This is a genomic window from Mycobacterium sp. NGS39 (assembly GCF_059812765.1).
Genome location: NZ_JCALDH010000014.1, coordinates 120,887 through 136,448 on the forward strand (window position 1 = coordinate 120,887; position 15,562 = coordinate 136,448).

A 15,562-nucleotide genomic window follows, 5' to 3' on the forward strand; every position below is an offset into this window, starting at 1 on the left:
AACAGGAAGAGTATGGAGCTACCGTTACTTTCTCCCATCTTTGACTCCCCGAACTTGTTCTAGTTAGTATGATCCGGCTCACACAGCCTCGCGTCCTGTCGAGGGGTGGGAAAAGCGCCGCGCCAGCCAATTCACCGGCTTCGCCCGTGAGCAGTGATCTTGCCCGCACGCCCGGGAAAGGGGGCCGAGTGAAGGATCAGCTCGCGGTTCCGGCTCGGGCCGTGGGCGGCTTCTTCGAAATGTCTGGCGACACGCTGCGGGCGGCTTTCCGCCGGCCGTTTCAGTTCCGCGAGTTCCTCGAGCAGATGTGGATGATTGCCCGCGTGTCACTGGTGCCGACGCTGCTGGTGGCGATCCCATTCACGGTGCTGGTCGCCTTTACACTCAACATCCTGCTGCGTGAGATCGGTGCCGCTGACCTGTCCGGGGCCGGCACTGCGTTCGGAACGATCACCCAGCTGGGGCCTGTGGTCACCGTACTGGTGGTCGCCGGGGCCGGCGCCACCGCGATCTGCGCAGACCTGGGCGCCCGCACCATCCGCGAAGAGATCGACGCGATGCGCGTACTCGGCATCGACCCGATCCAGCGGCTAGTGGTGCCACGCGTGCTGGCGTCGACGTTGGTCGCGCTGCTGCTCAACGGGCTGGTGTGCGCAATCGGCCTGTCCGGCGGCTACGTGTTCTCGGTGCTGCTGCAAGGCGTCAATCCCGGCGCCTTCATCGACGGACTCACAGTCTTGACCGGCCTAGGCGAGCTGGTGCTCGCCGAGGTCAAGGCGCTACTGTTCGGCGTCTGCGCGGGCCTGGTGGGCTGTTACCGGGGGCTGACCGTGAAGGGCGGCCCGAAGGGCGTGGGTAATGCGGTCAACGAAACCGTGGTCTACGCGTTCATCTGTCTGTTCGTGATCAACGTCCTGATGACCGCGATCGGCGTCCGAGTGCTGGCCCGGTAACCATGAGCTACGACGTAACCCTGCGGCTGCGGCGCGTATTGACCGGCGTCCCCAATGCCGTGGACACCTTTGGCGAGCAGGCGCTGTTCTACGCAGAGTCGCTTCGGTGGATTCCCAACGCCGTCACGCGCTACCGCAAGGAAACGGTCCGGCTGATCGCCGAGATGACGCTGGGCAGCGGTGCTTTGCTGGTGATCGGAGGCACCGTGGGCGTGGCGACGTTTTTGACCTTGGCCTCTGGCGGGGTCATCGCGGTGCAGGGCTTCTCGTCGCTCGGCAACATCGGCATCGAAGCGCTCACGGGGTTCTTGTCGGCGTTCCTCAATGTCCGCATCGTCGCGCCGGTGATCGCGGGGATTGCGCTGGCCGCCACCATCGGCGCGGGCACCACGGCGCAATTAGGTGCCCAGCGGGTCTCGGAAGAGATCGACGCGTTCGAGGCCATGGCGATTCACTCCGTGTCGTACCTGGTGTCCACCCGGATCGTCGCAGGGTTGATCGCGATCGTTCCGCTCTACTCGCTGTCGGTGCTGGCGGCGTTCTTCGCGGCTCGCTTCACCACTGTCTATATCAATGGGCAGTCAGGCGGCTTGTACGACCACTACTTCAACACGTTTCTGATTCCCACGGATTTGCTGTGGTCGTTCTCGCAGGCGATCGCCATGTCGATCGCGGTGATGCTGGTGCACACCTACTACGGCTACAACGCGTCCGGGGGGCCGGTGGGAGTCGGCATCGCGGTGGGGCAGGCGGTGCGTACGTCGCTCATCGTGGTTGTAGTGATTACTTTGTGCATTTCTCTCGCCGTGTACGGCCCGTCCGGTAATTTCAACCTTTCCGGATAGAGGGGGAAGATGGCGAATTCCGGGTCACGTACGCGCTCCGTCAGGATCGCGGCCGCAGTGTTGGCGACCGTGATCGTGGCTTTCGCCGTGCTGACCTACCTCGCTACCACAGCCGCTTTCACCTCCACCGATACCGTGACCATCACGTCGCCGCGCGCCGGCCTGGTGATGGAGAAGGACGCAAAGGTCAAGTACCGCGGAATCCAGATCGGCAAGGTCAAAGACATCGCGTACTCGGGCGACCAGGCCAAATTGACGGCCGCAATCGACAGCGGTCAGATGCGCTACATCCCGTGGAATGCCGACGTGCGCATTGCCGGCAACACGATCTTCGGCGCCAAGTCGGTGGAATTCATTCCGCCGCCGAAGCCTTCGGGCAAATCGCTGCAGCCCGGCGCCACCGTGCACGTCTCCTCGGTGCAGCTCGAGGTCAACACGTTGTTCCAGACGTTGGTCGAGCTGCTGCACAAGATCAACCCGATCGACTTGAATGCGACTTTGTCGGCGGTCGCGGAGGGGTTACGTGGCCGGGGTGATGACGCCGGCGCCACGCTGTCGGGCCTGAACCAGTTCCTGGCCAAGATCAATCCGAAGATGCCGACGCTGCAGTCGGACTTCCAGCAGGCCGCTGCGGTGGGCAACATCTACGGCGACGCCGCACCCGACCTCGCCACGGTGATCGACAACGTGCCCACCATCAGCAACACCATCGTCGAAGAGCGGGACAACCTCAACGCAACGTTGCTCGCGGCAACGGGATTGGCGGACAACGGAACTGCCACGCTCGAGCCTGCGCAGGAGGACCTGATCGCTGCGCTGCAGCGGTTCCGCGTGCCGCTCAAGGTACTCTCGGACTACTCGCCGGAGTTCGGCTGCATCGTCCAGGGCATCAAGCAGGCGATCGACCAGTTCAACCCGTCCATCGGTGGCACCCGCCCCGGGCTGTTCACGTCGTCGAACTTCCTCCTCGGCGTACCGGCGTACACCTACCCCGAGAGCCTGCCCATCGTGAACGCGACGGGCGGTCCGAACTGCCGAGGCCTGCCGAAGATACCCACCAAGCAGTTCGGTGGGTCCTGGTTCAAGGCACCTTTTTTGGTCACCGACAACGCCTACGTCCCCTATGAGCCGTTCACCGAGGTGCAGGTGGACGCACCTTCGACGCTGCAGTTCTTGTTCAACGGCGCATTCGCAGAGCGGGACGATTTCTAGTGTCGGGGCAACGCGAAGTTCTCCTGAAGGTCAGCATCTTCGCTGTCGTGATGCTGCTGGTGACCGCTGGCCTGGTGGTGGTATTCGGGCAATTCCGGTTTTCGTCGACCAACACCTACCACGCCGTCTTCGAGAACGCGTCTAGGCTCAAGGGCGGCAATGACGTTCGCATCGCCGGCATTCCGGTCGGCAGCGTCAAGGACCTCAAGCTCAATCCGGACAACAAGGTCGAGGTTACCTTCGCCGTCGACAAGCGTTATCAGATGTACACGTCCACCAAGGCCGTGATCCGCTACCAGAACCTCGTCGGTGACCGATACCTCGAAATCACCTCCGGTCCGGGAGAGTTGCGAAAAGTGCCGCCGGGCGGCACAATTCAGCACACCGAGCCGGCGCTCGATCTCGACGCACTGCTCGGCGGGTTGCGCCCGGTGCTGAAAGGGCTCAGCGGCGACAAGGTCAATCAGATCAGCAATGCGATCATCGAGCTGCTGCAGGGCCAGGGCGGCGCGCTGGCAGACCTGCTGTCCAGCACCGGTTCGTTCAGCCGGACCCTGGCGGACCGCTACCAGGTCGTTTCTGATGTGATCCACAATCTCAACACCGTGCTCACCACAGTTGACCAGAAAAGCGCCCAATTCAACGAAAGCATCGACCAGTTGCAGAAATTGGTGACCGGACTGGCCGAAGGCCGTGATCCGATCGCCGGTGCGCTTAACCCGCTGGCCTCGGCTGCGTCAGATCTGACTGACACACTTCGGAATTCGCGCCGCCCGATCCAGGGTGTGCTGGAGAATCTGCGGCCGCTCGCGACGGAAATGGACAACCGCAAGGACGAGATCAACCGAGTGGTCGATCCGCTCGCCGAGAACTACCTGCGGCTGAGCGGCCTTGGCGCCTACGGCGCGTTCTTCAACATCTTCTATTGTTCGACACGTATCAAGATCAACGGGCCGTCGATAGGGCCGCCGGGAACGCCCGGCGCGACGCCTTCGGACAGCGACATGCTGATACCTGTGGGTGCTGCCCCAGACCCGTCGAAGGGCAGGTGCTCGGATAATGGGTGAGGGCCGCAATCCACTTCGCACCGGAGTCATCGGCATCGTGCTGGTGGTCAGCGTCGTGCTGGTCTCCTTCGGCTACAACAAGCTGCCGTTCTGGCCGCAAGGCAAGACGTACGAGGCGTATTTCACCGACGCCGGCGGGATCTCGCCCGGCAACAGTGTCAACATCTCGGGACTTGCGGTGGGGCAGGTGAAAAGCATTGCGCTGGCCGAGGATGTCGCGAAGGTGACTTTCACCGTCGATCGCAAGATCAAAGTGGGCGACCAGTCGTTGGTGTCGATCAAGACCGACACCATCCTCGGCGAGAAGTCGCTGGCGATAACGCCTGCCGGCCGGGGGTCGTCCACCACGATCCCGCTGAACCGCACTACCACGCCGTACACCCTGAACAACGCGCTTCAGGATCTCGGACAAACGGCCAACGATCTGGACAAGCAAAGGTTCACCCACGCCCTCGGGTTACTGACGGAATCGCTGCGCGACGCGACGCCGCAGCTGCGCCAAGCGCTCGACGGCGTTGCGGCGCTGTCGCGCAGCATCAACGCCAACGACGAGGCGCTCGCGCAGCTGCTCGAGCGTGCGCGCTCTGTCACCAAGGTGCTGGCCGACCGGGCGGGTCAGGTGAACCAGCTGGTGGTTGACGGCAACCAGCTGTTCGCCGCGCTCGATGAACGCCGCGCCGCCATCAGCACATTGATCTCCAGCATTCAGCCGGTGTCTGAGCAGATTTCGGGATTCGTCGCCGACAATCGCCGCGAGTTCGGTCCGGCGTTGCGCAAGCTCAACGCGGTGCTCGACAACCTGCTGCAGCGGCGTGACCACATCAGTGAGGCGCTGCGTCGACTTCCGCCGTACGCCACCACACTGGGCGAGGTGGTGGCGTCGGGGCCGGGCTTCCACGTCAACCTGTACGGCCTGCCACCGCCTCAGCTCACAGAAGTCTTGCTGGACTCCTACTTCCAGCCCGGCAAGCTGCCCGACAGCCTCGCGGACTACTTGCGCGGCTTCATCTCGGAGCGACTGATCATTAGGCCGAAGTCGCCATGACGGCACAGATTGTATCCCGTCGGCCGAGGTGGGTCCGCTACGTCCTGGTCGCCGTGTTGGTGGTCGTGCTGGTCGCGGGCACCTATTTTGTGTGGCCCGGCCGGAAGGGCCACAAGGTCATCGGCTACTTCACGTCGGCCGTCGGACTCTATCCCGGTGACGACGTCCGCATCGTCGGCGTGCCGGTCGGCAGCGTGGAGTCCATTGAGCCGCAACCGCAGTCGGTCAAAGTTACGATGTCGGTGAAGGATGGCGTGAAGGTTCCGGTGGACGCCCACGCCGTGGTCATGGCGCCTAACATCGTGTCTGCTCGCTTCATTCAGCTCGCTCCTGCCTACAAGAGCGGGCCGATGATGGCCGATGGCGCGACGATCGGGCTGGATCGCACTGCGGTGCCGGTGGAATGGGACGAGGTGAAGTCGGAGCTGACCAAGCTCAGCGCTTCCCTTGGGCCACAAGCGGGGTCGATGCGGGGCCCCCTCAGTGAGTTCCTCAACCAGGCCGCCGACACGTTCGACGGCAACGGCGAATCGTTCCGTCAGGCGCTGCGTGAGCTGTCACAGACCGCCGGCCGGCTCGGCGATTCCCGCACGGATCTCTTCGGCACCGTCAAGAACCTAAAGATTTTGATCAATGCGCTGTCGCAGAGCAACCAGCAGATCATGCAATTCAGTGGGCATCTGGCGTCGGTGTCGCAGGTGCTCGCTGACAGTTCGACGAGCCTCGACAACACGCTCGGCACTTTGAACCAGGCACTGGAGGATGTGCGCGGATTCCTGAGCGAGCACAACTCTGTGCTGATCAGCCAGATCGACAAGCTGTCTCAGCTCACCAAGCTGTTCTCGGACCAGTCCGAGGACATCGAGCAGATTCTGCACGTCGCGCCGAACGGTTTGGCCAACTTCTACAACATCTACGATCCCGCGCAGGGCGCCGCAACAGGGTTGCTATCGCTGCCGAACTTCGCCAACCCGGTGCAGTTCATCTGTGGTGGTGTGTTCGAGGGCAACTTCTACGTGGACAACATCAAGCGGACCGAGATCTGCCGCGAGAGAATGGCGCCCGTGCTGCGCCGGCTTGCAATGAACTACCCGCCGCTGCTGTTCCATCCAATCAACACGATGACTGCGTACAAGGGTCAGATCCTCTACGACACCCCGGCGACCGAAGCCAAGGCCAAGACGTATCTGCCGTATTTGCAGTGGGTTCCGGCCGAGGGCCGGACTCCGCCGCGCATCGGCGACACCGGTCCGGGCACGCTGATGTTGCCGCCAAATGTTGCGCCGGGGCCGCCGCCGCCGGCACAGCCGCAGTTTCTGCAACCCGGAGGGCCGCCGCCGGGGCCCCAAACGTCACCTCCGCTGCCCGGCCCGTCATCGCCGGATTCCGGTGCGCCCTATCCGGCCGAAGGTGTCGCGCCGATGCAGCCAGTGGCGCCCCCACAGCCGGGGGCCGGCGGATGACGCGAAAAGTTCTGCCGCTCAGCATGTCCCGCACGGTGCTGCCAGGGCTGTCCCGCAAGCTGCGCCGCGGTGGCGTGCGCACTGTCGCCCTCGGTTCGGGGATGGTGCTGCTGGGCGGATGCCAGTTCGGCGGCCTGAATTCGCTGAGCATGCCGGGTACGGCCGGCCACGGTCCCGGGGCCTACAGCATCACCGTCGAAGTTCCCGACGTGGCGACGATGCCGCAGAACTCGCCGGTGATGGTCAACGACGTGACGGTGGGCAGCGTGTCCGGCGTGACGGCCGTACAGAGGCCGGACGGCAGTTTCTATGCGGCAGTCAAGCTTTCGCTGGACCAGAACATCAAGCTGCCGGCCAACGCGGTGGCGCGGGTGGCGCAGACGTCTCTGCTGGGTTCCCAGCACGTCGAGCTGGCTGCGCCGATCGGGCAACGACCGGTTGGTCAGCTCGAGGACGGATCGAAGATCACGTTGGCCAACGGCAGCCGCTACCCGACGACCGAAGAAGTGCTGTCGGCGCTCGGGGTCGTGGTGAACAAAGGCAATCTCGGCGCGCTCGGCGACATCGCCGACGAGGCATACGCGGCCGTCGCCGGTCGCCAGGGGCAGTTCATTGATCTGATCCCGCGGCTCGCCGAGTTCACCGCTGCGCTGAATGCGCAAACTAACGACATCATCGCGACCGCGGATGGGCTCAACAGACTGGCAAGCACGTTGGCCGCCCACAAGGACAGCCTCAGCCGAGCGCTCGACACCCTGCCTGCCGCATTGAAGGTGCTCAACGACAACCGCAAGAACATCGTCGACACGTTCGCGGCATTGCAGAGCTTCGCGACGGTGGCGGCACACGTACTGTCCGAGACAAAGGACGACATCGCGGCGGACTTCAAGGACCTGTACGCGGTGATCAAACCGATCAACGACAACAGGGCCGACGTCATCTCGGATTTGGACCTCTTGCCAACCTTCCCGTTCACCACCCGCTATCTGCGCCGAGCCGTCCGTGGCGACTACCTCAACGTGTTCGTCACCTTCGACCTCACCATCCGCCGGCTCGGCGAGTCCATCTTCACGACGTCGTTCTTCGACCCGAACATGCAGCACATCAACGAGGTGGTCAATCCGCCGGACTGGCTGATCGGGTCGTTTGCGAACCTCAACGGCCAAGCGGCTGATCCGTTCAAGATTCCGCCCGGTACCGCCTCCGGGCAAGAGGTGCCACCGAGTTGATACTTGATCGATTGGCGCGTATCCAGTTGACGATCTTCGCGATCGTCACCGTCATCTGCGTCGGCGCGATCGCCGTGTTCTACCTCCACGTGCCGGCCCGGTTGGGCATTGGTGCCTACAACATCACGGCGGACTTCAAATCCGGTGGCGGGCTTTACAAGAATGCCAACGTGACCTACCGCGGTGTCACGGTCGGACGCGTGGAAGCGGTGTCGCTGACCGATGACAGCGTCGAGGCCCACATGCGGCTCAACACCAAATACAAGATCCCGGACAACGTCACCGCCACCGTCAAGAGTGTGTCGGCGGTCGGTGAACAGTACGTGGATTTGGTGCCGCCGAAGAACCCGTCCAAGAGCGGCCTGCACGACGGATCGCGCATCGAGCAGGACCGCACCTTCATCGGCCAGGACGTCGAAGGCCTGTTGAAGGAAGCAGACCGGTTGGTGAGCAGCATCAGCAACACCCGGCTGCAAGACTTGTTACGCGAAACGTTCAAGGCGTTCAACGGCACCGGCCCCGAGCTGGCCCGGCTCATCCAGTCGGCGCGCCTGCTGGTCGACGAGGCCAACGCGAATTGGCCGGATACCGAGCAGCTCATCGACCAGGTCGGACCATTCCTGGAGGCGCAAATCCGCAGCGGCGACGACATCCGGTCGCTGTCTGACGGGCTGGCCCGATTCACCACTGAACTGCGCCAAGCCGATCCGCAGTTTCGTGCAGTGCTCACCACCGCGCCGGGCGCGGCCGGCGAGGCCAGCAACACGTTCGCCGGCATCCGGCCGTCGTTCCCTGTGCTGGCCGCCAGCCTGGCCAACCTCGGTCGCGTCGGCGTCATCTACAACAAGTCGATCGAGCAAGCCTTGGTCATCTTCCCGGCGCTGATAGCGGGGCTGGTGACCAGCGGCGGTGGTGTCCCGTACGACGAAGGCGCCAAGCTGGACTTCAAGATCGACCTCGGCGACCCGCCGCCGTGCTCCGTGGGCTTCCTGCCGCCGCAGTTCATCCGGCCACCGGCGGATCAGACCGTCCGTGACCTTCCGAAGGACATGTACTGCAAAGTGCCGCAAAACGATCCGAGCGCGGTGCGCGGAGCGCGCAACTATCCCTGCCAGGAATTCCCCGGCAAGCGAGCCCCGACGATCCAGCTGTGCCGCGATCCTCGCGGGTACGTTCCCCTCGGGAACAATGCGTGGCGTGGCCCGCCGGTGCCCACCGGGACACCAGTGACCGATCCGCGAAACGTCTTGCCGCCTAATAAGTATCCGTACATCCCGCCCGAAGCCGATCCGGATCCGGGCTACCCCGTGCCGCCGGGTGCGCTGCCGCCCGGCGCGCAGCCCGGGCCTGGCCCGGCGCCACATCAGCCGTGGCCGGTGCCACCGCCGCCAAACGACAACGGGCCGCCACCTCCGCTGACGGCATGGGTGCCGCCTGCGCCGTATCCGGATGCCTGGCCGCCGCCAGCCAACCCGCAGCCACCGCCGCTGTCGCCGGGGCCCTATCCGCCGGTGGTGCCGCAGCCTGGGCCGGCACCGGCGCCGCCGCTGCCGCCGAATGCCGAGGTGCTTCCTCCGGGACAGGTGGCACAGCCCGGGGCCAGCGGTGTTTCATACAGCACCTACGACCAGCACAGCGGCAAGTTCGTCGACGCGCATGGGAACACCGCGATATATGCGCCCGGCGCCGACCGACTGCGCCCCCAAGAGAAGTGGGTAGATCTCATGCTCGATCCGAGGCAGACCTAGTGACGACCCGCGAAACCTCCACCGCGACGCCGGTGCGCCGTCGTGCGGTCCGGCCGGCCGGACCTACCGCCATTACGCCGCCGGCGGCGACGACCACCGTCCGGGTCGACAAGCAGGTCGATGAAGCACCCAAGCCGCGCAAGCCGAAACGGACGCCGCGCCGGCCCGCGCATCGGCGGCTTGTGGCGGCGGTGGCGTCTGCGGTCGTCATCGTCGGCATCCTGGCTTTGGGCAGTCTGGTGGGTCTCATGTTGCGGCAGCAACACCAGGCGGAACTGGTGCAGGCCCGCTACCAGCGATTCGTCGACACCGCCACCCAGACGCTGGTGAATATGTACACGTTCAAACCGGACAGCGTCGAACAAAGCGTCGACCAGTTCTACGGCCAGATCAGCGGTGGACTGCGCGACGAATGGGCACGCAATGATCACATCGCGAACCTGAAAGCCTTCTTGCGTGGCACCGGCCACAGCTCCGAGGCGGTGGTCAACGGGGCAGCGCTGGAGAGCTTTGACTCCGTGAGCAACGATGCCACCGTGCTGGTTTCGATGAGGATCACCCAAAGCGACAGGGACGGCAACAACATGCCGTCGAAGCCGATGCGCTGGCGGGTTGTGGTCCACCAGGACTTCGATACGGGGAAGATGACCACCACCGACATGAAGTATCCCGACGGGGGCAGTTGATGCGCTGGCTCGTCACCGGATTGGTGAGTATGCTCGCCGCTGCGTTCGTCGCGCTCGCCGGTGCGGGAGGCTGGCTGTACTGGAACCGGGTGGAGCTGCGCGCCGAACAGCAAGCGCGCGAGGAACTTCCGCCGCTGGCGAAGGTCCAGGTACCCAAGATTTTTGGCTACGACTTTCAGACAGTCGAGCGCGCCCTCGACAACGCCTACCTGATGTTCACACCCGAATTCCGGCGGCAGTTCCGAGACGAGGCCAACAAGGACATCATCCCCCAGGCGCGGGACCGTCAGATGGTGAGCCAGGTCAACGTCGTCGGTGTGGGAGTAATGGAGGCGCATCGCAATTCCGGCGCGGTGATGGTGTACCTGAACCAGACCTGGACCGACAAATCACGGCAGCCGCTATACAACGGCAGCCGAATCCGGGTGGATTACCAGCGCGTCGACGGTAAGTGGCTGATCAACTCGATCAAAGTGCTCTAAGACTCCAGCCGCCCGGCCAGGGCGTCCAAAAATGAGCGCGCCCAGCGGTCGACGTCATGGGCCAGCACCTGGCGGCGAAGCGCGCGCATCCGTCGGCGGCCGTCCTCCGGGGACTGGTTCAGCGCCGCCTCGATGGAATCCTTGACTCCCTCCAAGTCGTGCGGGTTGACCAGGTAGGCTTGGCGCAATTCGTTTGCGGCGCCGGTGAATTCGCTGAGCACCAGCGCACCGCCGAGGTCGCTGCGGCAGGCCACGTACTCCTTAGCCACCAGGTTCATGCCGTCTCGCAGCGGCGTCACCAGCATGACGTCGGCGGCCACATAGAACGCGATGAGCTCGTTCCGCGGCACGGGGCGGTGCAGGTAGTGCACCACCGGGTGGCCGACTTCGCCGTATTCACCGTTGATGTGGCCGACTTGCCGTTCGATGTCTTCGCGCAGCACCTTGTAGCTTTCGACGCGTTCGCGGCTGGGCGTGGCCAGCTGAACGAACACGGTGTCGTCGCGCTTGGCGCGGTCCTTAGCGAGAAGTTCCGAAAATGCTTTCAGGCGAACGTCGATGCCCTTGGTGTAATCCAGCCTGTCGACACCGAGCAGCACTTTGCGCGGGTTGCCCAGTTCTGCCCTGATCTGCTTGGCGCGTTGGCGGATGCTGCGTTCGCGGCCCTTGCGGTCGAGTTCAGCGGAGTCGATCGAGATGGGGAATGCGCCCACGCGCACTGTGCGGGAGCCGCATTCGACTTCACCGAATCTCGAACGCACACCGACGGATCCGCGGGAGGTGTTGGCGCCCAGCAGCCGCCGGGCCAGGATCAGGAAGTTCTGTGCGCCCCCGGGCAGATGAAAGCCGACCAGATCGGCGCCCAGCAGCCCGTCGACAATCGCTGTGCGCCAAGGCATTTGCATGAACAACTCGACCGGCGGGAACGGGATGTGCAGGAAGAACCCGATCGTCAGGTCCGGGCGCAGTTCGCGCAGCATCTTGGGCACCAGTTGGAGTTGGTAGTCCTGCACCCACACCGTGGCGTTCCGCGCCGCGGCACGCGACGTGGCCTCGGCGAAGCGCCGGTTCACGTCGACGTAGCGGTCCCACCACTCCCGGTGGTACATCGGTTTGACGATCACGTCGTGATACAGCGGCCACAGTGTCGCGTTCGAGAAGCCTTCGTAGTATTCGGCGACGTCGTTCTCGCTCAGAGAAACCGGATACAGGTGCACGCCGTCTTGATAGATGGGTTCCTCGTCAGTGCTGGGAACGCCGGGCCAGCCGATCCAGGCGCCGCTTCGCCGGCGCAGCAGCGGTTCCAGCGCGGTGACCAGCCCACCGGGGCTGCGTTTCCAAGCGGTGGTGCCGTCGGGCAGGCGCTCCATGTCGACGGGCAGCCGGTTAGCCACCACGACGAACTCTGAGCCCGTTCCGCGTCCGCTGGTCGTGCCGGCATCGTCCGCCGACGGACTCATCTATGACTCGTTCTTCGCGGGTCCAATGCCGAGCATCGAAAGGAAGATCCGGCACTCGTCGGCGTCGGTCGCGTACGCCGCGACCACCCGACGCGCCTGGCGAGCGGTGCTGTCAGCCAACGGTTCCACGTCGCCGATTTCAGCTGGGTCAGATTTTGCGGGCATACGACAACTCTATGCGAAGGCGGCCCTCGGCTAGGCGGCTCCGGGCTCTGGTGCCGGTTTGCGGACTCGCGACTGCGGTGACGTACGCTCCGGATGATGTCGGACTTGGTCAAGCAGTTGTCTTTTTCGGACCGGACCTATCTCGTCACCGGTGGTGGCAGCGGGATCGGCAAAGGGGTAGCAGCGGCCCTGGTCGGCGCCGGTGCGCGGGTGATGATCGTCGGGCGAAACGCCGACCGGCTCGCCGGCGCGGTGAGCGACATTCAGGCCGCTGCCGACGGCAGCGGCGGCGGGGTCCGCTACGAGCCGACCGACGTCACCAGCGAGGACGAGACCGTGCGGGCCGTAGAGGCGGCCGCCGCGTGGAGTGGCCGGCTGCACGGCGTGGTGCACTGTGCCGGCGGTTCGCAGACGATCGGCCCGATCACCCAGATGGACTCCGAAGCTTGGCGACGCACCGTCGACCTGAACGTCAACGGGACGATGTACGTGTTGAAGCACTCGGCTCGTGAAATGGTGCGCGCTGGGGGCGGTTCGTTCGTCGCGATCTCGTCGATCGCGGCGAGCAACACGCATCGTTGGTTCGGTGCATACGGCCCTACGAAATCGGCGATCGATCACCTGGTGAAGGTGGCCGCTGACGAGCTCGGCTCATCGTGGGTGCGGGTCAACGGCATTCGGCCGGGCTTGATCCGCACGGACCTGGTGGAGCCGATCATGCAGACGCCGGGCGTGCGCGAGGACTACCGGATCAATACGCCGCTGCCTCGCGTCGGTGAGGTCGAGGATGTCGCGATGCTCTCGCTGTTTCTGCTCAGCGATGCGGCGAACTGGATCACCGGCCAGGTCATCAACGTCGACGGCGGTCAGTCGCTGCGCCGCGGTCCCGACTTCACCGCGATGCTGGAACCCGTGTTCGGCGAGGACGGGCTGCGCGGCGTCGTCAACTAGACCCGGTCCGGCTCTTCCGGCGGACCGAGCCTGTGAGCCACTCCTGCCCGCACGGGGTGCGGGCTTCGGTGGGCCGATGAGGTGTATCAGACGCAGAGGGATCCGCTGACGTAGCCGTACGGGCTGGAGGCGTTCACACATCCGACCGGCCATCCGACGGGTCCCCGCCATTTCCCCCATCGCCCGTTGTCGTCGTGACCATTGCCGTGCCAGTCATGGCCGTCGCCGTGATCGTCCTGGACAAAAGGAATCGGCGATGTGCTGAGCGAGGGCGGGACCGCGGCCGCGACACCGGCGCCCAAGCCGATTGCGGCGATGCCCACGGCGCTCACCAGCGCGCCGGCCGTCGCGATTTTCTTGGAATCCATCCTTGACATCGTGCAAATCTCCTCAGTGCACCCTGGTGTTGTATCAATGGCACCGAATCGGGTTGACCGATTCGGCGATGGAACCATGTCCCACATTAATCGAGCCGCTCGTGCACTCGCGGGTTGGGTTGTGGCGCATGCTCTTATGGCTCGCCATGAGCTGGCCCCGCGTGGCTGCAAAGTGGCCGAGGTCACGCGGATAGGGTTGCGCAATGACCGACTACGAGGCCATCACGCTCGAACGCTCCGGGCCCATTGCACGCATCACGTTGAACCGCCCGGACGCCGCGAACGCGATGAACGACACCACGACGCGCGAACTCGCTGATGCGGCACGCCGCTGCGACGACGACCGCACGAAGGTGGTCGTCCTCACCGGCGCGGGCCGGTTCTTCAGCGCCGGGGGTGATCTTCGCGGGATGGCGTCGTCATCGACCACTCGTGGCCACTACGTCAAAACCATCGCTGATGACCTGCACCGCGCCCTCTCCACGCTGGCGCGGATGGACGCGGTCGTCATCACCGCGGTCAACGGAACCGCCGCCGGGGCAGGTTTCAGCCTTGCGATCACCGGTGATCTTGTGGTCGCAGCCGACACTGCGTCGTTCACCATGGCTTACACCGCCGCTGGGCTCAGCCCAGACGGCAGCGCGTCGTTTTATCTGCCGCGGCTCGTCGGGTTACGAAAGGCTCAGGAGCTGATGCTGACCAACCGCAAGCTGTCTGCCGCCGAGGCGTTGCAGTGGGGACTGGTCACCGATGTCGTGGCCGCGGCGGATCTGCCAGCCCACGTGGACCAGCTGGCGCAGCAAATCGCAAGCGGCGCAAAGAAATCCATGTCGGCGGTGAAGAAGCTGCTGTTGACGAGCTTTACCGCCGGGCTCGAGGAGCAGATGGAATCGGAAGGCCGCCTGATTGCCGCCTGCGCCCACTCCGCCGACGGCGGCGAAGGCATCACCGCTTTTCTTCAGAATCGCCGGCCCGAGTTCGCTTGATCGGCCTCGGTGCTCAGATCGGGACCCAGCTCCACGCGTTGTAACGCGGATCCCACACCGGCTTGAGCTGTTGAGGCGCGGGCACTGGGCCGTCCGGGGTCATCACGAACGCGAACGGGACGACTGCTGGAGGCGGGGGCGGCGGAGGCGCCCACGGCGGTGCCCACGGCTGCGCCCACGACGGCGCTGCCTGGTACCAGTCCGGCGCAGGCGGGGGCGGCGAACAGAGCTTCGCGACGGGATCCCACGTCCGGCCGCCGCAGTCCGCGCTGCCCACTGCCGGCGATGCGATTGCCATGATCGCCAGGGGCGCTGCCGACATCACGAATACCGCGACCATCCGACGCAACCGCATGCTCATTACCGAGCTCCTCGCCGCAAGGATCAATGACGTGGTTCAGCTTATGCGTTGCCGGCCCCGTTGATCACCCTGTTGTGGCCCGGTTTGCGGGTTTAGCTCATCGTGCTGGCGGGAAGATTGCTGCTGAACGATGAGCCGATTCGAGAGGGTTGCGCGTTGCTGGCTCGTCGTGGAGGCGATCCGCAGGTGCGGCCCCGACGTTGAGACCACAGCGTTGACCTGACGATCGCCGACTAGCCACCTCGATGGCCTCTGGTTCAAGCGCAGTATCAGTGAGCGCCCTGTAACTCCACCGCAATACGAAACATCCCTGAAACACGCCTGCCGCGCGGACGAAACGCGCCGCCGACATTCTCGTCGGGACCGTCAGAAGTAGCCCGTCAAAGGAGCTGGCGTGCATTCGATCGATCCCGCTGCGACCGCCTGGCTGTTGGCAAGCACGGCTTTGGTCTTGCTGATGACACCGGGATTGGCGATTTTCTACGGCGGCATGGTGCGTACCACCGGTGTGCTCAACATGATCATGATGAGT

Annotated in this window: 16 protein-coding genes and 1 pseudogene; 13 read left to right on the forward strand and 4 right to left on the reverse strand. The window is 64.5% G+C overall.

Going from position 1 to position 15,562, the window contains the following annotated elements:
- Positions 1–188 precede the first annotated feature (188 nt).
- Genes AC5Y39_RS18870 through AC5Y39_RS18915 form a run of 10 tightly spaced genes read left to right on the forward strand, consistent with a single transcriptional unit; the run spans position 189 to position 10,730 of the window.
- Positions 189–953 carry an MlaE family ABC transporter permease gene (locus tag AC5Y39_RS18870; protein WP_500020634.1) on the forward strand — a complete coding sequence of 255 codons (765 nt, stop codon included), beginning with the start codon at positions 189–191 and terminating at the stop codon, positions 951–953.
- Between the two features lie 2 nt (positions 954–955).
- The gene (locus AC5Y39_RS18875) at positions 956–1,798 is read left to right on the forward strand and encodes an MlaE family ABC transporter permease (RefSeq protein ID WP_499907031.1); all 843 of its coding nucleotides are present in this window, start codon (positions 956–958) and stop codon (positions 1,796–1,798) included.
- A gap of 9 nt (positions 1,799–1,807) precedes the next feature.
- On the forward strand, positions 1,808–3,010 hold the full coding sequence (locus AC5Y39_RS18880) for an MCE family protein (RefSeq protein ID WP_500020632.1): 1,203 nt from the start codon (positions 1,808–1,810) through the stop codon (positions 3,008–3,010).
- On the forward strand, positions 3,010–4,077 hold the full coding sequence (locus AC5Y39_RS18885; RefSeq protein ID WP_499907027.1) for an MCE family protein: 1,068 nt from the start codon (positions 3,010–3,012) through the stop codon (positions 4,075–4,077). The genes AC5Y39_RS18880 and AC5Y39_RS18885 overlap by 1 nt, the downstream gene beginning before the upstream one ends.
- Entirely contained in the window at positions 4,070–5,122 is a 1,053-nt protein-coding gene (locus tag AC5Y39_RS18890) for an MCE family protein (protein ID WP_500020630.1), read from the forward strand. Before AC5Y39_RS18885 ends, AC5Y39_RS18890 begins: the two co-directional genes overlap by 8 nt.
- Positions 5,119–6,585 (forward strand): virulence factor Mce family protein, encoded by a 1,467-nt coding sequence (locus AC5Y39_RS18895; protein WP_500020628.1) that lies wholly within the window; start codon positions 5,119–5,121, stop codon positions 6,583–6,585. The genes AC5Y39_RS18890 and AC5Y39_RS18895 overlap by 4 nt, the downstream gene beginning before the upstream one ends.
- Entirely contained in the window at positions 6,582–7,814 is a 1,233-nt protein-coding gene (locus AC5Y39_RS18900) for an MCE family protein (protein WP_500020626.1), read from the forward strand. The genes AC5Y39_RS18895 and AC5Y39_RS18900 overlap by 4 nt, the downstream gene beginning before the upstream one ends.
- The gene (locus AC5Y39_RS18905) at positions 7,814–9,562 is read left to right on the forward strand and encodes a virulence factor Mce family protein (RefSeq protein ID WP_500020854.1); all 1,749 of its coding nucleotides are present in this window, start codon (positions 7,814–7,816) and stop codon (positions 9,560–9,562) included. Before AC5Y39_RS18900 ends, AC5Y39_RS18905 begins: the two co-directional genes overlap by 1 nt.
- Positions 9,562–10,248 (forward strand): Rv1363c family protein, encoded by a 687-nt coding sequence (locus AC5Y39_RS18910; protein ID WP_500020624.1) that lies wholly within the window; start codon positions 9,562–9,564, stop codon positions 10,246–10,248. The genes AC5Y39_RS18905 and AC5Y39_RS18910 overlap by 1 nt, the downstream gene beginning before the upstream one ends.
- Complete coding sequence (locus AC5Y39_RS18915; RefSeq protein ID WP_499907016.1) at positions 10,248–10,730, forward strand: mammalian cell entry protein; 483 nt, start codon at positions 10,248–10,250, stop codon at positions 10,728–10,730. Before AC5Y39_RS18910 ends, AC5Y39_RS18915 begins: the two co-directional genes overlap by 1 nt.
- On the opposite strand, the gene AC5Y39_RS18920 is transcribed toward AC5Y39_RS18915, so the two are convergent.
- Positions 10,727–12,190: an alpha,alpha-trehalose-phosphate synthase (UDP-forming) gene (locus tag AC5Y39_RS18920; protein ID WP_500020622.1), complete on the reverse strand. Its 1,464-nt coding sequence runs from the start codon at positions 12,188–12,190 to the stop codon at positions 10,727–10,729. The two genes, AC5Y39_RS18915 and AC5Y39_RS18920, sit on opposite strands and share 4 nt — an antisense overlap.
- The gene (locus AC5Y39_RS18925; RefSeq protein WP_499907012.1) at positions 12,191–12,355 is read right to left on the reverse strand and encodes a hypothetical protein; all 165 of its coding nucleotides are present in this window, start codon (positions 12,353–12,355) and stop codon (positions 12,191–12,193) included.
- 96 nt (positions 12,356–12,451) lie between these two features.
- Between AC5Y39_RS18925 and AC5Y39_RS18930 the strand changes: the two genes are divergently transcribed.
- On the forward strand, positions 12,452–13,306 hold the full coding sequence (locus tag AC5Y39_RS18930; RefSeq protein ID WP_500020620.1) for an SDR family oxidoreductase: 855 nt from the start codon (positions 12,452–12,454) through the stop codon (positions 13,304–13,306).
- 86 nt (positions 13,307–13,392) lie between these two features.
- On the opposite strand, the gene AC5Y39_RS18935 is transcribed toward AC5Y39_RS18930, so the two are convergent.
- On the reverse strand, positions 13,393–13,674 hold the full coding sequence (locus AC5Y39_RS18935; RefSeq protein ID WP_500020618.1) for a hypothetical protein: 282 nt from the start codon (positions 13,672–13,674) through the stop codon (positions 13,393–13,395).
- A 212-nt stretch (positions 13,675–13,886) separates the two neighbouring features.
- On the opposite strand from AC5Y39_RS18935, the gene AC5Y39_RS18940 reads away from it, so the two are divergent.
- Complete coding sequence (locus AC5Y39_RS18940) at positions 13,887–14,669, forward strand: enoyl-CoA hydratase/isomerase family protein (RefSeq protein WP_500020616.1); 783 nt, start codon at positions 13,887–13,889, stop codon at positions 14,667–14,669.
- Between the two features lie 13 nt (positions 14,670–14,682).
- Here AC5Y39_RS18940 and AC5Y39_RS18945 read toward each other — a convergent pair whose 3' ends face one another.
- Positions 14,683–15,030 carry a hypothetical protein gene (locus tag AC5Y39_RS18945; RefSeq protein ID WP_500020614.1) on the reverse strand — a complete coding sequence of 116 codons (348 nt, stop codon included), beginning with the start codon at positions 15,028–15,030 and terminating at the stop codon, positions 14,683–14,685.
- Positions 15,031–15,424: 394 nt separating this feature from the next.
- Between AC5Y39_RS18945 and AC5Y39_RS18950 the strand changes: the two are divergent.
- A pseudogene (locus AC5Y39_RS18950) lies at positions 15,425–15,562 on the forward strand (ammonium transporter); the annotation flags it as partial.

Bases quoted from the DNA above. Each gene is read 5' to 3' on its own strand.
- AC5Y39_RS18940 (WP_500020616.1), top strand. From the start codon at position 13,887: ATGACCGACTACGAGGCCATCACGCTCGAACGCTCCGGGCCCATTGCA.
- AC5Y39_RS18895 (WP_500020628.1), top strand. From the start codon at position 5,119: ATGACGGCACAGATTGTATCCCGTCGGCCGAGGTGGGTCCGCTACGTC.
- AC5Y39_RS18875 (WP_499907031.1), top strand. From the start codon at position 956: ATGAGCTACGACGTAACCCTGCGGCTGCGGCGCGTATTGACCGGCGTC.
- AC5Y39_RS18920 (WP_500020622.1), bottom strand. From the start codon at position 12,190: ATGAGTCCGTCGGCGGACGATGCCGGCACGACCAGCGGACGCGGAACG.
- AC5Y39_RS18925 (WP_499907012.1), bottom strand. From the start codon at position 12,355: ATGCCCGCAAAATCTGACCCAGCTGAAATCGGCGACGTGGAACCGTTG.
- AC5Y39_RS18930 (WP_500020620.1), top strand. From the start codon at position 12,452: ATGTCGGACTTGGTCAAGCAGTTGTCTTTTTCGGACCGGACCTATCTC.
- AC5Y39_RS18935 (WP_500020618.1), bottom strand. From the start codon at position 13,674: ATGGATTCCAAGAAAATCGCGACGGCCGGCGCGCTGGTGAGCGCCGTG.
- AC5Y39_RS18900 (WP_500020626.1), top strand. From the start codon at position 6,582: ATGACGCGAAAAGTTCTGCCGCTCAGCATGTCCCGCACGGTGCTGCCA.
- AC5Y39_RS18880 (WP_500020632.1), top strand. From the start codon at position 1,808: ATGGCGAATTCCGGGTCACGTACGCGCTCCGTCAGGATCGCGGCCGCA.
- AC5Y39_RS18915 (WP_499907016.1), top strand. From the start codon at position 10,248: ATGCGCTGGCTCGTCACCGGATTGGTGAGTATGCTCGCCGCTGCGTTC.
- AC5Y39_RS18890 (WP_500020630.1), top strand. From the start codon at position 4,070: ATGGGTGAGGGCCGCAATCCACTTCGCACCGGAGTCATCGGCATCGTG.
- AC5Y39_RS18945 (WP_500020614.1), bottom strand. From the start codon at position 15,030: ATGAGCATGCGGTTGCGTCGGATGGTCGCGGTATTCGTGATGTCGGCA.